The 18494-nt window shown below is 39.9% G+C and carries 16 protein-coding genes and 1 riboswitch; of the genes, 6 read left to right on the top strand and 10 right to left on the bottom strand.

From position 1 onward, the window contains the following. Positions 1-845 precede the first annotated feature (845 nt). A complete protein-coding gene (locus Q4600_RS20635; protein ID WP_102528800.1) occupies positions 846-1331 on the bottom strand; it encodes a glutathione peroxidase in 486 nt (161 codons plus the stop codon). Between the two features lie 341 nt (positions 1332-1672). Here Q4600_RS20635 and Q4600_RS20630 point away from each other — a divergent pair, with 341 nt between their 5' ends. Continuing rightward, a complete protein-coding gene (locus Q4600_RS20630) occupies positions 1673-2212 on the top strand; it encodes a YfaZ family outer membrane protein (RefSeq protein ID WP_102528801.1) in 540 nt (179 codons plus the stop codon). Between the two features lie 130 nt (positions 2213-2342). On the opposite strand, the gene Q4600_RS20625 is transcribed toward Q4600_RS20630, so the two are convergent. From Q4600_RS20625 to Q4600_RS20590, 8 genes are all read right to left on the bottom strand, one after another. Then, entirely contained in the window at positions 2343-2504 is a 162-nt protein-coding gene (locus tag Q4600_RS20625; protein ID WP_102528802.1) for a small highly charged protein, read from the bottom strand. A gap of 164 nt (positions 2505-2668) precedes the next feature. Continuing rightward, the gene (locus Q4600_RS20620) at positions 2669-3151 is read right to left on the bottom strand and encodes a copper resistance protein NlpE (RefSeq protein ID WP_303516995.1); all 483 of its coding nucleotides are present in this window, start codon (positions 3149-3151) and stop codon (positions 2669-2671) included. A gap of 137 nt (positions 3152-3288) precedes the next feature. Continuing rightward, on the bottom strand, positions 3289-4416 hold the full coding sequence (locus Q4600_RS20615) for a patatin-like phospholipase family protein (RefSeq protein ID WP_102528804.1): 1128 nt from the start codon (positions 4414-4416) through the stop codon (positions 3289-3291). Between the two features lie 176 nt (positions 4417-4592). Then, positions 4593-6308 carry a proline--tRNA ligase gene (locus tag Q4600_RS20610; protein WP_102528805.1) on the bottom strand — a complete coding sequence of 572 codons (1716 nt, stop codon included), beginning with the start codon at positions 6306-6308 and terminating at the stop codon, positions 4593-4595. 318 nt (positions 6309-6626) lie between these two features. Next, complete coding sequence (locus tag Q4600_RS20605) at positions 6627-7244, bottom strand: acyltransferase (RefSeq protein WP_303516996.1); 618 nt, start codon at positions 7242-7244, stop codon at positions 6627-6629. 68 nt (positions 7245-7312) lie between these two features. Further along, positions 7313-8050: a tRNA (N6-threonylcarbamoyladenosine(37)-N6)-methyltransferase TrmO gene (tsaA, locus tag Q4600_RS20600; protein WP_303516997.1), complete on the bottom strand. Its 738-nt coding sequence runs from the start codon at positions 8048-8050 to the stop codon at positions 7313-7315. 24 nt (positions 8051-8074) lie between these two features. Further along, positions 8075-8470: an Rcs stress response system protein RcsF gene (gene rcsF, locus Q4600_RS20595; protein WP_102528808.1), complete on the bottom strand. Its 396-nt coding sequence runs from the start codon at positions 8468-8470 to the stop codon at positions 8075-8077. 153 nt (positions 8471-8623) lie between these two features. Then, positions 8624-9028: an H-NS family nucleoid-associated regulatory protein gene (locus Q4600_RS20590; RefSeq protein ID WP_102528809.1), complete on the bottom strand. Its 405-nt coding sequence runs from the start codon at positions 9026-9028 to the stop codon at positions 8624-8626. A 447-nt stretch (positions 9029-9475) separates the two neighbouring features. Between Q4600_RS20590 and Q4600_RS20585 the strand changes: the two genes are divergently transcribed. The 3 genes from Q4600_RS20585 (at position 9476) to Q4600_RS20575 (ending at position 13910) form a co-directional block, all read left to right on the top strand. Next, a complete protein-coding gene (locus Q4600_RS20585; protein ID WP_303516998.1) occupies positions 9476-10225 on the top strand; it encodes an electron transfer flavoprotein subunit beta/FixA family protein in 750 nt (249 codons plus the stop codon). 2 nt (positions 10226-10227) lie between these two features. Beyond that, entirely contained in the window at positions 10228-11151 is a 924-nt protein-coding gene (locus tag Q4600_RS20580) for an electron transfer flavoprotein subunit alpha/FixB family protein (RefSeq protein WP_248955096.1), read from the top strand. A 904-nt stretch (positions 11152-12055) separates the two neighbouring features. Beyond that, positions 12056-12276: riboswitch (Lysine riboswitch) on the top strand. A 77-nt stretch (positions 12277-12353) separates the two neighbouring features. Then, positions 12354-13910 (top strand): Na+/H+ antiporter NhaC family protein, encoded by a 1557-nt coding sequence (locus Q4600_RS20575; protein ID WP_248955097.1) that lies wholly within the window; start codon positions 12354-12356, stop codon positions 13908-13910. Positions 13911-13990: 80 nt separating this feature from the next. Here Q4600_RS20575 and Q4600_RS20570 read toward each other — a convergent pair whose 3' ends face one another. Beyond that, complete coding sequence (locus Q4600_RS20570; protein ID WP_303516999.1) at positions 13991-16135, bottom strand: M3 family metallopeptidase; 2145 nt, start codon at positions 16133-16135, stop codon at positions 13991-13993. A 327-nt stretch (positions 16136-16462) separates the two neighbouring features. Here Q4600_RS20570 and Q4600_RS20565 point away from each other — a divergent pair, with 327 nt between their 5' ends. Beyond that, a complete protein-coding gene (locus Q4600_RS20565) occupies positions 16463-17041 on the top strand; it encodes a thymidine kinase (RefSeq protein WP_303517000.1) in 579 nt (192 codons plus the stop codon). Positions 17042-17966: 925 nt separating this feature from the next. Then, positions 17967-18425: a DUF4124 domain-containing protein gene (locus Q4600_RS20560; RefSeq protein WP_303517001.1), complete on the top strand. Its 459-nt coding sequence runs from the start codon at positions 17967-17969 to the stop codon at positions 18423-18425. The last annotated feature ends 69 nt before the right edge of the window (positions 18426-18494 follow it).

Here is an 18494-nt window from a genome sequence, read left to right as displayed (position 1 = left end):
GTATGACCCGTGATGAAGGGGTTATACGTTGGAGATAAATAAACATGACCAACTCGCTACAGTTACTATGAGTACCTAGGTAAGAAAAGGTTCAAATTATTTGAAAAAATCACTAATAATTTTTAACTGTACAAACTAATGCACTATCTTGAAATACTGAGAATAAAGTAAAAAAAAAGGCAACCCAAAGGTTGCCTGCAAATAATTACGTAAAGAGATCATGTAATGGCGCTAGCGTTTACATAATCCCAAAAGGGAGTGATGAAGCATGAAAAATGGAGGTAGCCTAAAGTCGTTTATAAAACGAAAGTGATAAGACAAATACTAAAACATCATCAAAAGATGGTGGGGGAAATTTAGTGACTTATCACTTGCTACAATTACTCAGAGTGATGAGAAATCGTTTAGTTCCCAGAAGGTTGAAATAAACGTTAAATAACGTTAAAAATTGTTTAATGTGCTTATTAAGTCATTAACTAGGCCAATCATTAAGCTAGTCATTAAGCCAATTGCTGGTGGAACCGCATCCAATCCCTCGTTAAAAGCATAAAAAAATGCCATAAAAAAAGGCAATCAATTGATTGCCTATCGATCCACTTTGAGATCAAGGGGACCGCGCTAGAAGTCCCAGGGAGATGATGAAAGTGAAATCACACTGTCTTATTTAATAAGACTCTCACCTGCGACAATAGTTCAAAAAAAATACAATTATTTTAATGTTTTTAGCATATAAATTTTTGTGGTTTTAAAATCAAGCAATTGCGAACAACAAATGGGTATGTGTAAATTTAATTGCATGCTTGAGCAAACCGTTTACTCCAGTTATTTGTCACTTTAGCCATCAATTATTTTAGTAAAGTTTCAATTTCAGTCATTAAATTTTCTGGCTTGGTGGTTGGTGAGTAACGCTTTAACACTTTGCCGTCTTTGTTGATCAAAAATTTAGTGAAATTCCACTTGATTGATTCACTGCCTAATAGACCTTTAGCAGAAGATTTAAGAAACTTATAGAGTGGCGCTGCTTCAGTACCATTAACGTCGACTTTACTGAATAAAGGGAAACTAACACCAAAATTTAATTCACAGAATTGACTAATTGTCGCTTCATCGCCTTTCTCTTGACCGCCGAATTGATTACATGGAAAACCCAATACCACGAAACCTTGATCTTTATACAGTTGATATAGGTGCTCTAGTGGCTTGTATTGGTGAGTAAAACCGCACTCACTCGCCGTATTAACAACCAAAACAACTTTGCCTTTGTAATCTGACATTGATACAGCGTTGCCTTGAATATCAACTGCGCTTTGCTCGTAAAAAGATTGGCTCATAAATACACTCCTCATAGATTTAATATCACTATATAGTAGAAAATAATTTAGTCAATTAAATTGCGCGCAATTTATTTTTTGGTTCATTATATCGACTTTCTCACTTTCTCACTTTCTCACTTTCTCATTTACACACTCACGATGAATCCCGCTCTAATGAATACGTAATTCATCGTGAATGGGTATCAATCATTAACAAAATTCCTTTTTTTGTTGTCCATGTGTTTTAACTTTGTGTGTGTATTGCGTGAAGCCTGAACGATACAACTGATTTTTAAAGACTAACGGGATTTGGCCAGTATAATCCCTGCAAAATAAGACTTTAAGACTGAGTTTATCAAATGAAAAAAATTATCTTAGCGGCATCGTTAGCTGCGAGTACGTTACCTTTAAGCGTAACAGCGAGCGAAATCACTATTGGTTTAAGTGAACATGTCGTGTCAGCTAATCTAAAGGCCAATATAAACCCTCATAGCAATCTTGAAGCGGGTTATATCTATTCTGATAAAAAAGGTCAGCTTGCAGAATTTGCTATGCATATGACTCATCAGACTGGTGCTCATACGATTGAAATTGGTCCTAAATGGACCTCAGTTTGGTTTGATGATAATCCAGATGGCAGCGTTATTTCTGTTGGTGGTCATTATTCATTGGCTTTAGGCAATAAGATATCGATTCATGGCGATGCTTATTACGCTCCGTCTGTATTATCATTTTCAGATGTTGATGGTTACACCGAATTAGGTGCAAAAGTACAGTATGATTTTAACCCTAACATGGCAATTTTTATCGGTTACCGTAATCTGAAATTTAAGTATGATAACCAGTCAAACAGATCATTCGAGGATGGTTTTTACATTGGCGGAACTTCACGCTTTTAATTAGCTGAACTGAGTCAGACCTGCTGGTTGATCGCGCTATTTATATTATCAATGACAGGCTTTTAGAAACAGCACATACAAAAAAGCAAGTTGCCTAGCAACTTGCTTTTAATCGAATAAGTATAAACACTTAATTGTACTGATTTACTTCAAAATCCAATTCTGCATAATCATCTGCGTAACGACGCTTAGTATCTTTTCTGCGTTGTTTGAGTTTCTTCGCTTTTGGTTTTTCGTCAACTTCGTTATCCCAAAGGATGTCGTCGATATCAAATTTGTAGTATTGAGACATTTGTCTTTCCAAGGTGTTTCTTAAACTGATTAATAATCACTAAAAAACCTGATTGGTTATACTCAGTGATGACTTGTATTCACGTTGAATACAAACTCATTTTTACCTAATTTGAATTTGTAACGAAAGCAAAAAAAATCACCTATGACGGTGAATTTTTTTGTTCAATCTCTTACTAAAGATGAAGCTGGAATAAAGTCACTGTTGATGGCGGGGCGACTAGGTAGCTCGGCAATCTTATTGACGATGTATTTCTCTTCATTTTCACCACGGATGCGTTCACTTTCTACATTGAGTAAGAACATTTTCTCTTCGACCACATGGTATATCTGGCCTCTATCTAAGTAGATGACGTTGCCAGTTTTATCCCAATGGAATAGCCCACTATTGTTAAATGGTAGCGGGTCTTGGCCCAAGTGCTCAGTGGAGATTGTATATTGATTTGGTGGGATGAGTGTGAGGGTCGTTTTCATACCATCGCAGCTTGGGCAGGGGAAAGTACCTTGATATACGCCAGGCCAATTGACTGTATGTAAGCTGCCTTTAGTAGGATCTGGGTCAAAGCTTAACTGAGAGTCAGAGCAAGCTGTTAATATTGAAATGGCCATTAGCATGGCGATTACTGCAATTATCCTTATTGCGTTCATATCTATCCCTTTAATTTTTCCGTGGTTTCATATTCCTTGTCAAACTGCAAATAACACAAGGTCATCGTTTACATCATTAAATAAGTCACCGTTTACATCGTTAAATAAGTCAAAGTTAATCATCAGCGAAAATGAACTTAGTGTTCGATATTAAAAAACTGCTTTATGGTATCAATCTGCGTCATAGCGTCTTGATAGCCTAAATCAATTAAAGCACTCGTGTAGGCTTTTTCAAATAATAAATATGACACGACACTTGAGTCTGTTTCACAATCAACCCCAAAAAACTTAAGTAAAATTCTGATAGCAATAGGTAATTCTTTAAAATATCGTGCTGCAATTTCACTCAAATCTTCACTGGGTTTAATCACTAAGGTATCGATTTTACGTAAATGGATTTGTTTAGCATTATTTTCAGGTATCAAAGCTAATGTTGAGTTAATTCGCTCTAATCGCTCTAAGTCACTGTTTAAGGTATCGGAGAAAATGGTATCGAGCAAATGACCTGCAATGGTGGCAGTTTTAGGGTGAGCATCAATCTCATTATGATGTTGCTGATGAGGACTATCGAGATTGATCACCATAATTTTGTCAGCGCCTAAATGAATAGGACTTGATAAAGGAGATAGTTGATGCACAGAGCCATCACCAAAGTAGGCTTGGTTTAATTTAATCGAAGGAAATACTAATGGTATTGCTGACGTTGCCATTAAGTGATCTGTAGTTAACGTGCAGCGGTTTCCTTGTCTTCTCGCTCGTTTCCAGTCACTCACAGTATTATTGGCTTGAAAGAAGCTATAGGAGTGTGAGTCGTTATAGCTTGAAGCATCTAAACTAATGGCTTTTAATGCACCACTACCAATATTGCGTTCAATACGTTGAAAATCAATTAGCTGGTTCAACAGACCGCGCAGTGGCGCGTTATCTAATAAGCTGCCAGCATCAGTGTTCATTTTGTCGCTTTGCAAGCCTTTAAGCGCCATTTTACATAGATGTTTAAATACGCCCCAAAATGAAGAACGATAGACCTTCTTCGTTTCAAAATGACGCCAAACCCAATCTAACTTTTTCACACCAAGATGAAAACATGAAGCGTGAGTGGCTAATGAAGTCGCATTAATTGCACCAGCAGACGTGCCACTGATTATTTCAAACGGAATATGATGATTTCTCGGATACAGTTGAACTAGGGCTTTTAATACCCCAATTTGATAGGCCGCTCTAGCGCCACCACCGCCTAAAACAAGTGCAATTGACTCTGACAACTAAGATCTCCTTTCTTATGACTAACGCCATGATATCAGTATGGTTAATAATATCTGGTTCGACGAGTAATAGAACGATAATTTAAGCATAAATATTGAAAGGATATTGGATGCGATAAATGCTTAGGCATAAAAAAACGCACCAAAAGGTGCGTTTTTAATTATCGCCAAATCAATTAGCTTTTGATTGAAGACTTGATGAAATCAACAATTTGATCGAATGGGATATCTTGCTTCTCACCGGTGCGGCGGTTTTTGTACTCAAACACGCCAGCATCGATATTGCGATCACCAATCACGACGACGTGTGGTAAACCCACTAGTTCCATGTCATTGAACATCACACCAGGACGCTCTTTACGATCGTCGAGTAATATCTCGATGCCTTCAGCAGCTAAATCTTTATAAAGCTGTTCAGCCATTTCTTTTACGCGATGAGACTTGTGCATGTTCATCGGTAAAATGCCGACGGTAAACGGAGCCAATGTTTCTGGTAACATCATCCCGCGTTCATCATGGTTTTGCTCAATCGCAGCGGCAACGATACGGCTAACACCAGCGCCATAACAGCCCATCATCATGACTTTAGATTTACCGTTTTCATCGAGTACGGTTGCGCCCATCGCTTCTGAGTAGTTAGTGCCTAACTGGAAGATGTGACCGACTTCGATACCACGTGCAAAGGCATAAACTCCTTGGCCATCAGGTGTCGCTTCACCTTCAACTACGTTACGGATATCCATGGCTTGAGCCATTGGTAAATCACGTTCCCAGTTAATGCCGAAGAAGTGTTTACCTTCTTGGTTAGCACCAGCACTGAAGTCATTGATTACCGCAACATCTTTATCGATGATAATTGGCATTTCAAGACCAACAGGGCCTAAAGAACCAGGGCCTGCACCGATAACGTCTTTGATTTCTTCATCGCTAGCGAACTCAAATGGAGAAAGCACAAGCTCATGCTTTTCAGCTTTTAATTCATTCAGCTCATGATCGCCACGAACAATCAATGCTACTAAAGGTGCTTCTTCAGTGGCGCCTTTAACAATCAATGTTTTCACTGTTTTAGTGATATCGATGTTAAATTGCTCAACTAACTCAGCGATGGTTTTAGCATTGGGTGTATCAACTAGATTCATTTCTTGAGATGGCGCAGCTAAAGTCGCAGTAGGCTCAGGAGATTCTGCTTTTTCAATATTAGCGGCATAATCACTACCCGTTGAGTAAGCAATTAAATCTTCACCACTGTTAGCCAGTACGTGGAACTCATGCGAAGTATCACCACCAATTGAGCCAGTATCAGCAATCACTGAGCGGAAAGCTAAGCCCATACGCTTGAAGATATTGTTATAAGCTTCATGCATCGCTGCGTAAGTCTTATCCATACATTCTTGGTTTAAATGGAAAGAGTATGCATCTTTCATCAAGAATTCACGGGCACGCATTACACCGAAACGTGGACGAACTTCATCACGGAATTTAGTTTGTACTTGATAAAGGCTTAAAGGAAGCTGCTTGTATGAGCTCACTTCTTTACGCACTAAGTCAGTAATCACTTCTTCATGGGTTGGGCCAAGTACAAAATCGCGATTGTGACGATCTTGGAAGCGTAACAATTCAGGGCCAAATTTTTCCCAACGGCCAGTTTCAACCCAAAGATCAGCGGGTTGAACCAAAGGCATTAAGATTTCAATTGCACCTGCTTTGTCCATTTCTTCACGAATAATCGCTTCAACCTTACGTAAAACACGTAGGCCGCTCGGTAACCATGAATAAAGACCTGATGCATTACGACGGATAAAACCTGCGCGCAGCATTAATTGATGACTGGCAACCTCTGCATTTGCAGGGGTTTCTTTTTGTGTTGAAAGCAGGTAATTGCTAACTCGCATTCCCATTGTCCACTTAGTAACTATTAATGGGCGACATTTTAGCACTTGCCACGATGTTGTCACCAGATAATTGAACTGTATAAAGCTTTATTCTCGGTTGGCGAAAAAGGGAGTGGTAAGTGCCACAATAGCGAGCGTTTGTTGACTCGTGTGGGGAGAAAGCTAAGTTATTAATCTAGTTATATATTTGTCCATGGGATTTAGGGCATGCCGTCAAATATTAATACATGTAAATAAAGAATATAACGCAGATGATAAGCGAATTAACCTTACTTTATTTATCCTTGAGTAAGTGTAATGAGTCCTAGAGGGCTTCTGTTATTTATCGCGCCTGTCGCCAATTATTTTGGCAGGGTTTCCTGCAACAATGGCAAACTCGGGGACATCTTTTGTCACTATGCTGCCCATACCGACTACGGCTTGGTTACCGATATTCACTCCATCGACAATACCCGCTTGTGCGCCAATCCAAACATCTTCACCAATGGTAATCCCTTTGGCTGTCACAGGTTGTTGGTATATGGGGGAGTCTACTGACATGCCATGATTAAAGGCATATATAGTGACATTATTGGCAATGCGAGTTCTGTCTCCAATGGTAATACCCACTCTACCGCCATCAAACGAGCAACCATGATTAATGGCGACTTCTTTGCCCATGGTGATAGGGCCATGTAAAAACACATCAGCAGCAATCATACATTGGTCGCCGATACGGATATCTCGGCCACGCTCAGCAAATATCCTTGCTTCTGGCGCGATGAAACACTGCTCACCAATATGGACGGTTTCAACTGAAGATAAATGCTGCTGAATATCATCTTGCCAAGGCTTAGCCCAGATTAAGTGTTTTTCTTTTAATGAAAAATAAAGCCAAGGCATCCAAGACAAACGTTTTTTATGTTGTGCTTGATAATCAGGTTTATCTTGAGTCATGGTTATGGGCTTATATTAAATAATGATGGAAGAGTAATACTTGCTTGTTTGTAAGGGAGAAACAATAGCTAACAAACCGAAGTGGGTTTAATCTCTATCACTTCAATTTTGTCATTATTAAGGTGCCAAAAAATATCGATATCATATAAAGCCACTTGATATATCTTAGTATCAGCTTTTGCTTTTTTATAAGCAGGACGAGGGTCTTGAGCTAAAACATCATTGACCACTTGTTTTAAATCAGCCACTTTATTTTCGTTCGAATATTCAGCCAATTGGCTTTCAGCTAATTGACTAAATTGTACGTCAATTAATTGTGGTGCAGATTGCGCAATACCACCACTGGCATTATCAATAGCATCAGAAAAAGGAATATAAGGTTTAATATCAATGATTGGCGTACCGTCTAATAAATCCATCCCCGATATTTCTAAACAGACTTTGCCATTTCGTTGCACAACATTGTGTAATTTAACCACTGACTGACCAATGCCGTTTGGCCTAAACGTTGAGCGAGTGGCAAATACCCCTAGCTTTTCATTGCCACCTAGTCTGGGTGGCCTAACCGTATTTTTCCAACCTTGAGCTAAATTTTCGTGAAAACAAAAAAGTAGCCATAAGTGAGAATATTGCTCAATACCTCTTACTGCATCGATGTTATTAACATGGGGAGCAAGCTCAACCCAGCCACGAACATTGACTAGTCCAGGTTGTCGCGGTATTCCAAACTTTTGTTTGTACGGGGTGCGACATATTGCAACAGCTTCAATTTGAGAATTAAAAGACTGTTCAGAGTATTTATTCATTTATATAACTAATATATTTAAAGGTTATTGAGCTGTGGCTGTTTTAATCGCCTGGCCGACACAAAATGCTTGGGTATAACAAGTATTGGTCTTTTGTTCTGTTAATAGACACTTTTTCACTATTAAGCCATTCGCGCCTAGTTCGACTGCTTTTTTACGTGCTTGGGTGCGTGCATCTGCAATATTAGCTGGCACACCTGATTCTGTTTCTTGACAAGATTCACCTTCAACTAAGCCAACGATTTCATAGGGGCCTTTGGGGCTTGCACCGTCAATATACAATTCAACACTTGTCGGCTTAAAGTATTCATCGATAGCTTCACCATCTAAATTACTATTAAAGGTGTAATTACTTGAACATGCTGATAAAAGTACTGTAGAGAAGAGGGTGATTAACGCAATCGTTTGAGAAGTGTTCATAATACGGCCTAATTTATTTAGAGCATTAAAGAGGAGTCTATATTGCCTACAGTTTACATGGCTTACAGGATTGTGGAAATACTTGATAAAGGCTTATGCAGATAACAAAAGAGCCTACCGAAGTAAGCTCTTTAATTTCAAAAAGGTGAACTTTTATTCCATACCAGGAATTAAAAAGTCTTCCATTTTCTTGCCTGCATCAATTTGGTTTTTAAATACCGTTGGCATACGACCTTGGCCTGTCCACTGAATTAATTCACCATCAACTTCAATTTGGTATTTAGCCGGGCGAGGGGCACGCTTTTTAGGTGCTGGCTTAGCAGTAATTTCGCCTAAGTCTTCAATTGATAAACCACTGTTTTCAATTTGAGCTAATATTTCGGCTATACGTTCATTACGTTCAGCATTCGCTTCTAATTCAGCTTTTTCGTCTTCTTCTCTTTCAGTGATAATCTTTTCTAACTTAACTGAAAGCTCACGTAAATCTTCTAGTGATAACTCTTTTACAGCAGCTTTAAAACGACGACCATGTGTTAAAATTTCTAAAAAGTCACTCATATCAATGTGCATCCTAATGATTTTAATTAATAAGTATCTCAAGTAATTCTGTGGCTATTAAATAATACTTACCAAAACTCTAGATTGTTTAATTGTTATCAAACGAGAGTGTAAATTGATTTGACTATTTAAAATGTTAAAACAAAATAATAGTAGAAAAACACGGTTACTTGAATCGCCTTTAATAATAGAAACTAAATTTGATTGGATCAAATAAAAAATCCTTAAATGAACAAATTTTAAATAAAAAAACGCAAATATCCCGCCTGATAAATAAATAAATGCTTAATACAACTTATTTATACCGACCAAGTTAACAAAAAAAGATATAAACAAGTGTTTGACTTTGGTTGACGTTAACGTTAACAGGACGTAAAGTTGTGCCATATTGCATTGGTGATAGCCAATGTGCCATCCACATACATTGAAGGTGTAGAAGGAAATCCCATGAAAGTATTGGTGCCTGTAAAGCGCGTAGTCGATGCCAATGTGAAAGTCAGAGTAAAGGCTGATAACACAAATGTTGATACTGCTAATTTAAAAATGGCGTTAAACCCATTTTGTGAAATTGCTGTTGAAGAAGCAGTTCGATTAAAAGAAGCGGGAAGTGCGACTGAAGTCGTGGTGGTGAGTATTGGAGCTAAAGCTGTGCAAGAACAGCTACGTACCTCTATGGCACTTGGTGCTGATCGCGCTATTCATGTGCAAACGGATGAAGGGCTAGTGCCTTTATCAATTGCTAAAATTCTTAAAGCGGTGCAAGAAAAAGAACAAGCAGATTTAGTGATTTTTGGTAAGCAATCTATCGATGGCGACAACAACCAAACTGGCCAAATGCTTGCTGCATTAACCCAAATGCCTCAAGCCACGTTTGCATCAGAACTTAAATTGAGTGCAGACGGCGCAGAAGTAACACGTGAAGTCGATGGCGGTTTACAGACCCTTAAAATGCCATTGCCAGCGGTTGTGACAGCTGATTTACGTTTAAATGAACCTCGTTACGCTTCACTGCCTAATATTATGAAAGCGAAGCGTAAGCCGCTTGAGACGCTTTCAATTGATGATTTAGGTGTTAGCTTAAAAGCACACCAAACTATCGTTAAAGTGACGCCTCCTGCTGAACGTCAAGCAGGCATCATGGTGAGTTCAGTAGCTGAGCTAGTTGAAAAGTTAAAAAATGAAGCGAAGGTGATCTAATTATGGCCATTTTAGTATTAGCAGAGCACGACAATGCAAGTTTAAAATTAGACACAGCAAAAGTAGTTAGCGCTGCGACAGCCATTGGCGGTGATGTTCATGTATTAGTGGCTGGCAGTGCATGTGCTGCAGCTGTTACTGCTGCGCAAGCATTAACTGGCGTCAGTAAGGTTTTAGTGGCTGATGCAGCTGCATATGAAGCACAAATGGCTGAAAATTTATCAGAACTCGTGCTTAAGCTTGCTGGCGATTACGACTACGTTGTGGCCGCTGCGACAAGTGTTGGTAAAGATACTCTACCTCGCGTGGCTGCGTTATTGGACGTCGCACAAATTTCAGAAGTGATTGAAGTTGTTAGTGCAGACACATTTGTTCGTCCTATCTATGCTGGCTCTGCTTTAGCAACAGTACAAAGTTTAGATGACACGAAAGTGTTAACTGTGCGCACGAGTGCATTTGATGCAGTGGGCAACGAAGGCAGTGCAGAAGCTGTGGCGGTAGATTTTGTCGCCGAAGCTAAGACTGTGTTTGTATCGCAAACATTGACTGAATCAGAGCGTCCTGAGTTAGGTAGCGCTGGTGTGATTGTTTCTGGTGGCCGTGGTATGGGTAGTGGAGAGAATTTTGCCATTCTTGAAGCGCTTGCTGACAAAATGACCGCTGCTGTCGGTGCATCACGTGCTGCAGTAGATGCGGGTTTTGTACCGAATGATTTACAAGTGGGTCAAACAGGTAAAATTGTTGCGCCTGACTTATATATCGCTGTGGGTATTTCTGGTGCGATTCAGCATTTAGCGGGCATGAAAGATTCAAAAGTGATTGTCGCGATTAACAAAGATCCTGAAGCGCCTATATTCCAAGTCGCTGACTATGGTCTTGAAGCTGATTTGTTTGATGCGATTCCAGAACTTACTAATTTATTATAATCAGTATTTTACCTATTATTTATAGGCTGGTTTAAACAGTAAGTTTTATGCATTTTAGGAAGGTTTTTGTCATATTGGCAAAAACCTTTTTTGCTTTATAGCCAGTAAAATCGCCATGCGTGGCAGTAAACTCAAGTTAGACAAGAGTAAATTAGTCAGTAGCTACATTTTTGTTTTAGATTAGTCATTTCAGCCTTAGATATTTATTACCGTTGTGAATAACCCAGCCATTGATTTGTTTTTATTTGCATACTTATTCATTTTGGATAAGTTTATATGGCTTTTAAAGTCTTAATAATTAAACTCAATAATTAAGGTATTAATAATTAAGCCTTTAGCCTAAATATCTCGGTTCGGCCTATATTGATAATGCATAATCTGATGCTTTAACTTTTTAAAGGGAGTGACCTGTTAGGTGAAACACAATCATAAACTAATGGGGGGATTAGTTTATGATTGTTATTCAATAGCAATACTTTCAAGGCATTTACTTATTGATTATGACTTGTCACGCATCTATACAGACAGACAGACACATACACACGCACGCACGCAAGCACGCACTGTCTAGCGTTAAATAGCATCTTAAATTAAGTTTGAGTATTAAGTCCGTTGATTTTATCAAACAAAAATTATCTCGTAGAGCAGTACAGCTTAATCAGGTCTGAAAATAGTATAACCCCTCCTATTTGGTCAAACATCCCTTGAAATGGTGATATTGATGGATAAAACAACGCTTGCTAATAAATCGTTACACCCTTGATAAGCCGCTGTGGCGTTTTTTGATTGTGATGTTATTTCTCACAAGATAAGCTACTTTTATCTGGCAATTAACCTCGCGCTTATGTTTGTATAGTGATGTGTATCGGCAGAGAGCTTCAAATAAGGCTCTCACTGTGCTGAATACATAAGTAGAGGCGCATCAAATATCAGTAAGTTTACGTTGGGTGATACCAATAACTTAAACGGAAAGGATTTGGTGCCGAAGCGAACTGGTTATATCAAAACCGTTTGCTGGGGCAGTTTCCGAAAGGGGCTGCACTGTCATAGTAATTTTTATCCGTGAGGATAAAACAATGGATATCGATGTTGATATCGATATTACTGTGGAGTGCTACTGAAAAGATCCTTGTCTTCGCTTTCTGCGTTGTCTTGCCTTATCAGTTATCCTCCATTCGTACTCAACGAAGAAATTATAAAAAATGATGATAACAAGTTACGCCGATTCGGCACTTTCGCTTTTGCCTCCTGTTGTGGCAATTATTCTTGCAGTGGTCACACGTAAAGTGCTTCTTTCACTTGGCTTAGGTATTCTTGCCGGTGTGGTGCTTTTAAGTGACTTTTCAATAGGTACTGCAGCAAGTCACCTCTTTAGCACTGTAACCAGTCTAGTATGGGATGATGGCGCGCTAAACGCGTGGAATTTACAGATCATTGGCTTCTTAGTGGTACTTGGGATGATCACCGCGTTAATCACAGTCAGTGGTTCAGCTCGCGCTTTTGCCGATTGGGCACATCAACGTATTCGTAATAAGCGTGATGCCAAACTGATGACGATGTTCTTAGGTTGTGTGGTGTTTATTGATGACTACTTCAACAGCATTGTTGTTGGCTCAATCGCACGTCCTATTACCGACCGTTATCATATTTCTCGCGCTAAGTTAGCCTATTTGCTCGATTCAACAGCTGCGCCAGTTTGTGTTATCTCACCCGTTTCTAGCTGGGGTGCATATATCATCGCATTAATCGGCGGTATTTTAACGGCACATGGCTTTGCCGACACTGGACACCTAAGCGTTTTCTTACAAATGGTGCCGATGAATTTCTACGCCATTTTCGCTTTATTACTATTACTTTGTGTGGCTATCTTTGGCTTAGATATTGGCCCAATGCGTCAACATGAACGTAATGCGCAAAAAGGTGAATTGTTTGACGAAAGCAAAGGCTTACCACCAGGTGCAACGGCTGATTTACCAGAAGCAGATACGGGTAAAATTCTAGGTCTATTCCTACCGATTTTTGTTTTGGTGGCAGCGACGATTTACTTTATGGTTGCAACTGGTGCGGATGCACTAGCAAGTGAAGGCCTAAAGTTTAGCGTACTAGGTGCTTTTGAAAACACTGAAGTGAGTGAGTCATTATTTTACGGGTCACTTGTGGGCTTAGTTGTGACGGTACTACTGACAATTCAACAAAAAATCAGTGCTAGCATGATGTTTACTGGCCTTAAGGTCGGCGCGAAATCAATGCTACCTGCTATCTACATCTTGTTATTTGCTTGGACCATCGCATCAGTGATTGGTGAGCTTGAAACAGGTAAGTACATGGCAAGCCTTGCTACTGGTAATATCCCGTTTGCATTATTACCTGCAGTATTATTCTTGCTTGCTGGTTTAACCGCTTTCTCAACCGGCACAAGCTGGGGAACGTTCGGTATCATGTTGCCAATCGCAGCGGATATGGCGATGGGCAGTGACAGCACAATGATGTTACCAATGTTAGCCGCAGTATTATCTGGTGCAGTATTCGGTGACCATTGTTCACCAATCTCGGATACCACCATCTTGTCGTCAACGGGTGCGAGCTGTCATCACTTAGACCACGTAATGACGCAATTACCGTATGCCTTGATTGTCGCTGTTATCAGTATTGTCGGTTACACAGTGCTTGGTTTTACTGGCTCTGTAGCAATGGGCTTTATTACTTGTTCAGTGTTATTTGTACTAGCAGTATTAGGGCTTAAAATAGCAACTAAGTAACGACTGGTTTTAATATTCTGATATAAAAAATGCCACTCAATTGAGTGGCATTTTTGTATTTACTGTATACGTTAGGCTAATTAATTTAAGCCGCGGCGCTCAAGTAATCCTTCAGTGGTTGGGGCTTGGCCTCTAAAGTTTTGATACGCTTCCATCGGCGGTACACTGTTACCCACTTCACGAATCGTTTTTCTAAACTTCATGCCTATTTCGCGATTTAAACCACCTTGAGTTTGCACGTAAGCAAAAGCATCAGCTGCAAGAATTTCACTCCACATATAAGCGTAATAGCTTGCTGAGTAACCGCCAGGGAATGCATGCGCAAAGTAGGTTGAGCGGTAACGTGGCGGCACTGCAGGCAAATCAACGCCGTGTTTTTTCAAAGCATTGGCTTCGAATTGCTCAACGTTCTGTAAAGGAGCATCAGCGTCCAGTGCATGCCATTCTAGGTCAAGCAGAGCTGCCGACATGTACTCTAACGTATCGAAGCCTTGGTTAAAGCTTCTTGATGCCAGTAGCTTCTGCAGCAAATCATCAGGGATAGGTTTACCCGTATCATAATGCTTGGCGTAATTAGCAAGTACTTTGGGATGTGCGGCCCAGTCTTCCTCAAAGGTTGACGGGAATTCTACAAAGTCACGTGAAACAGAAGTTCCCGCTAGTGAAGGGTATTTCACTTTTGAGAACATACCATGAGTACCGTGGCCCATTTCATGGAACATAGTCGTTGCTTCATCGTAGCTCACAAACGTTGGCTGGCCTTCAGGCGCCTTTTTAATGTTCATCACGTTTACAACGACAGGCTTTTGATTTAATAGCTCTGACTGGCCAACAAAAGAGCTCATCCATGCGCCGCCACGTTTGCCTTCACGGGCAAAGTAATCAGCGTAGAAGATAGCCATGCTTGACCCGTCTTCATCAAACATCTCGTAAGCTTTTACATCAGGATGATACACAGGTAAGTCTGGGCGCGGCTTAAGCGTTACGCCGTAAAGCTCTTGTAAGGTAAAGAAAACCCCATCTTCAAGTACGCGATTAAATTCAAAGTAAGGCTTGATTGATGCTGAATCTAAGTCAAATTTTTCTTTACGCACTAGCTCAGCGTAATAAGCCCAGTCCCATGGCGCTAGAGTAAAGTCGCCGCCGGTTTTGTCAATCATCGCTTGAATGTCTGCAGCTTCTTTTTGGGTATTTTCAACGACCGCAGGCACCATAGAGCCGAACATGTCATATACCGCTTCAGGTGTTTTTGCCATTTGCGGCGCCAAGCGGTAGTCAGACCAAGTGTCGAAACCTAATAGTTTGGCTTTTTTAGCCCGAAGCTGTGCTAAACGTGCCACTAATGAAGCCGTTTCATTTTCGCCTGTTAAGCCACGGTTAGCAGATGCTTCCCATACTTGCTGACGTAATGCTCGATTATCTAGCTGCGCCAATACTGGCTGACGAGTGGTATTGGTGATGTTAAGTAAGTATTGGCCGTCAAATCCCGCAGCAGCGGCATCCGCTTTTGCTGCAGCGATTGCTGATGTTGATAAGCCTGCAAGTTGACCCTCATCGTCCACAGTTACAGCAATTTCTTTACTTAGTCTTAATAGCCTTTGAGCAAATTCATTGGTGAGGGTTGATTGCTCTTCATTTAACTCACGGATTTGCTGCTTTTCAGCTTCAGTTAGTTTGGCGCCCGCCAGTACAAAACGCTGATGATAGACTTCAACTAAACGGACTTCTTCATCAGTCAGCGACATGGTCAAGCGGTTAGCGTAAATGGTTTGAATACGGGCAAAAAGCTCAGGGTTCAGGTTGATGTTATCTGAGTGAGCAGCCATTTTAGGCGCCATAATACCTTGTACTTTACGCAGCTCTGGGTTGCTATTTGAACCTGTAAGGTTATAGAAAATGCTCGAGGTACGGGTTAGTAAAGCGCCACTTTTTTCCATTGCGGCAATGGTATTCTCAAACGTGGCGGCAGCTGGGTTAGCGGCAATATCCAAAATTTGTTGGTAATGCTGCGCCATACCGAGCTCAAGGGCTGGCAGATAATGCTCATCTTTAAGCTGGCTAAAGTCAGGTGCCTGATACTGTAAAACACTGGCTTGTAATAGTGGATTCTGTTGCACTGCAGCCTCTTGTGTTGCTGTTTCAGTTGAGTTGTTTGAATTGTTGTAACTGCAACCGCCTAAAGCGAGGGTAGTAGCAATGGCTACTGCGACAATTGTTTTATGCATCGACTTTCTACTTCCTTAATTATAATTGTTTATGCAATTTATCAATTGTTTCTTAATCGTATATGAAGAATGTTGGGTTTTGTGATGCCTGTAATTGTTATGGACTTAACAGAGCGTAAAACTGTGATCTAATTTATTGCAGAATGTAAATTTTGTTAATGTATGCGAGGTTTACGGTTGTCACGCCTTACTTGCTAGTTGTTATAGCCTCAGTAATTTGCCAGAAAACCTGTTAACAGCTTCACGCTATTAAATCTGTAATCGGCTTATTTAAAAGTCGATTCGATGATAGAATAACGGCGATTATAACAATAAGGATCTTCTGTTTTGGCACAACTCTATTTCTATTATTCGGCTATGAATGCTGGCAAATCAACATCACTTCTACAATCATCTTATAACTACCGTGAACGCGGAATGAATACGCTAGTCATGACAGCGTCAATCGATGATCGTTATGGTGTGGGAAAAGTCGCCTCAAGAATAGGGATTGAAACTGAAGCGCAAGTTTTTGGTGCTGAAGATAACTTATCTAAGATGATTGAAACTGAGCTTGAAAGCCAAAAGCTGCATTGTATTTTAATTGATGAATCGCAGTTTTTAAGTAAAGAACAAGTGAAACAATTAACTCACGTGGTGGATAATTTAGATATTCCAGTACTGTGTTATGGCCTTAAAACTGATTTCCAGGGTGAGCTGTTTAGTGGCAGCCAATACCTATTAGCATGGGCTGATAAATTGGTTGAGTTAAAAACCATTTGTCATTGTGGCCGTAAAGCTAACATGGTGGTGCGTCTTGATGGCAATGGCAAACCAATGCGTGAAGGCGAGCAAGTGGCGATTGGTGGTAACGAAAGCTATGAGTCAGTATGTCGTAAGCATTTTCGTGAGTTCATTTGGGACTAATACTGTTGATAACAGTATTTTGATTAAATGAGAAGTTGAGAGCCATTTTTTGAAAACTGAAACGGGTTGGGAGTAACGCATTTCTGCTTCAAAACGTGTTTCAAATTTTGAAGTTATCGTTTGAAAAAAAAATCAAAGTCGTGGCGCTTCGCCCACACCAGAGCAAGAAGGGTGAAACTGCTCACCCCTCTTGCATCTCCCCAGCAGCCCCGGCGAAATTTTCTGAAAAGCGAAAGATTTCCAACGGGGGATCGATCCAGCTTTAAACTTCGTTTGTGCTAACTTCTGACTTATTCGAAAATGCTACCGCTTCCGATGGGCCGTCCATGGCCCGACGAAAGCTAGCCTGACGTCCTGTCAGCCTCACGCTATTTTCTTCAACGTCCTCAATTCAAATTGAGTCTTTTAGATTTTTATATTTAGATCTTTTTATGCTTATCATTGCCACAAATACCGTCAAATCGAAGAGACAATAAACCCAGTGTAGATGCAGCAGCGAGCTTCCAAAACATGGATGTTTTGGCAGAGCTTACATGGACGTACTTGTAGCGTCTCGCAGTTGTATCTGCACAAAAGCCTGCGGCAGGCAATGGATTAGATAGAAGTAGCGATATAAGACAACCTTGCCAATAAAAACTAATAAAAACTAATAAAAAATTCTCGGGTTTACCAGTCAAACAATCCTATATCATTGAAAAGTTCGCGTTTTGGCTTAAAAGAAGTTTACATAACGACCCAAGATAATTCTCGGTTATCTCAATTCTCGGTTTTATCCACTATTTAGTCGATTGATTTAAACTTTGATGGCTGTTAAGTTATTAAAATTATTAATAAATCATGCTTAAAAGTGATTGAGTTTTGGTAAGTGGCCTTGGGGTGTTTATCGGAATTCTCGCTAATAAGCTGTTATATTTTAAGGAAGCATATGAGAAAGCTACTAGTACTTACTATTTTAATTTCTACTAATTTATTTGCTGGAGTTTACAAATGTACAGAAGCTGATGGATCAGTTACTTTTAGTCAATTCCCTTGCGAAGGGAAGCAGGAGGTGTTGCAGGAAACAGCTGTCTCTTCCAATAATGCTATAAGTGAAATAGAAAGTATTGAGGTCTTTACTGCGGGCCATATCAACGTTCAAAAAATTTCCAATAAAGAGATACTCAACCAAATAAAAGAAATAATGAGTACTAAAATATCAAAAAAAGTCAAAGGCTACTCAAGAGATGAAAATATTTTCATTATTAAAAATGCTACTAATGAACAAAATTGGCGTATCAAGTCTAATGGTGCATTACTCCTTTGGCCAAAAAACGTAAACGACGTTGCAAGGCATTATTTTTTACCAAACCATGAGAAACTTATAGGGTTACTAAATAAAATATAACAGATAAGGATAGGCCGCGCGTAGCCGCGTCCTTATCCCAAGTGTTGAACAAGCCCGAGTGATACCTTT

The organism is Shewanella sp. 2_MG-2023, from assembly GCF_030548905.1.
In the GTDB taxonomy this organism is placed as follows: domain Bacteria; phylum Pseudomonadota; class Gammaproteobacteria; order Enterobacterales; family Shewanellaceae; genus Shewanella; species Shewanella electrodiphila.
Note: the sequence above shows the minus strand (reverse complement) of the source record. Positions and strands in the feature narration are given on the sequence as shown.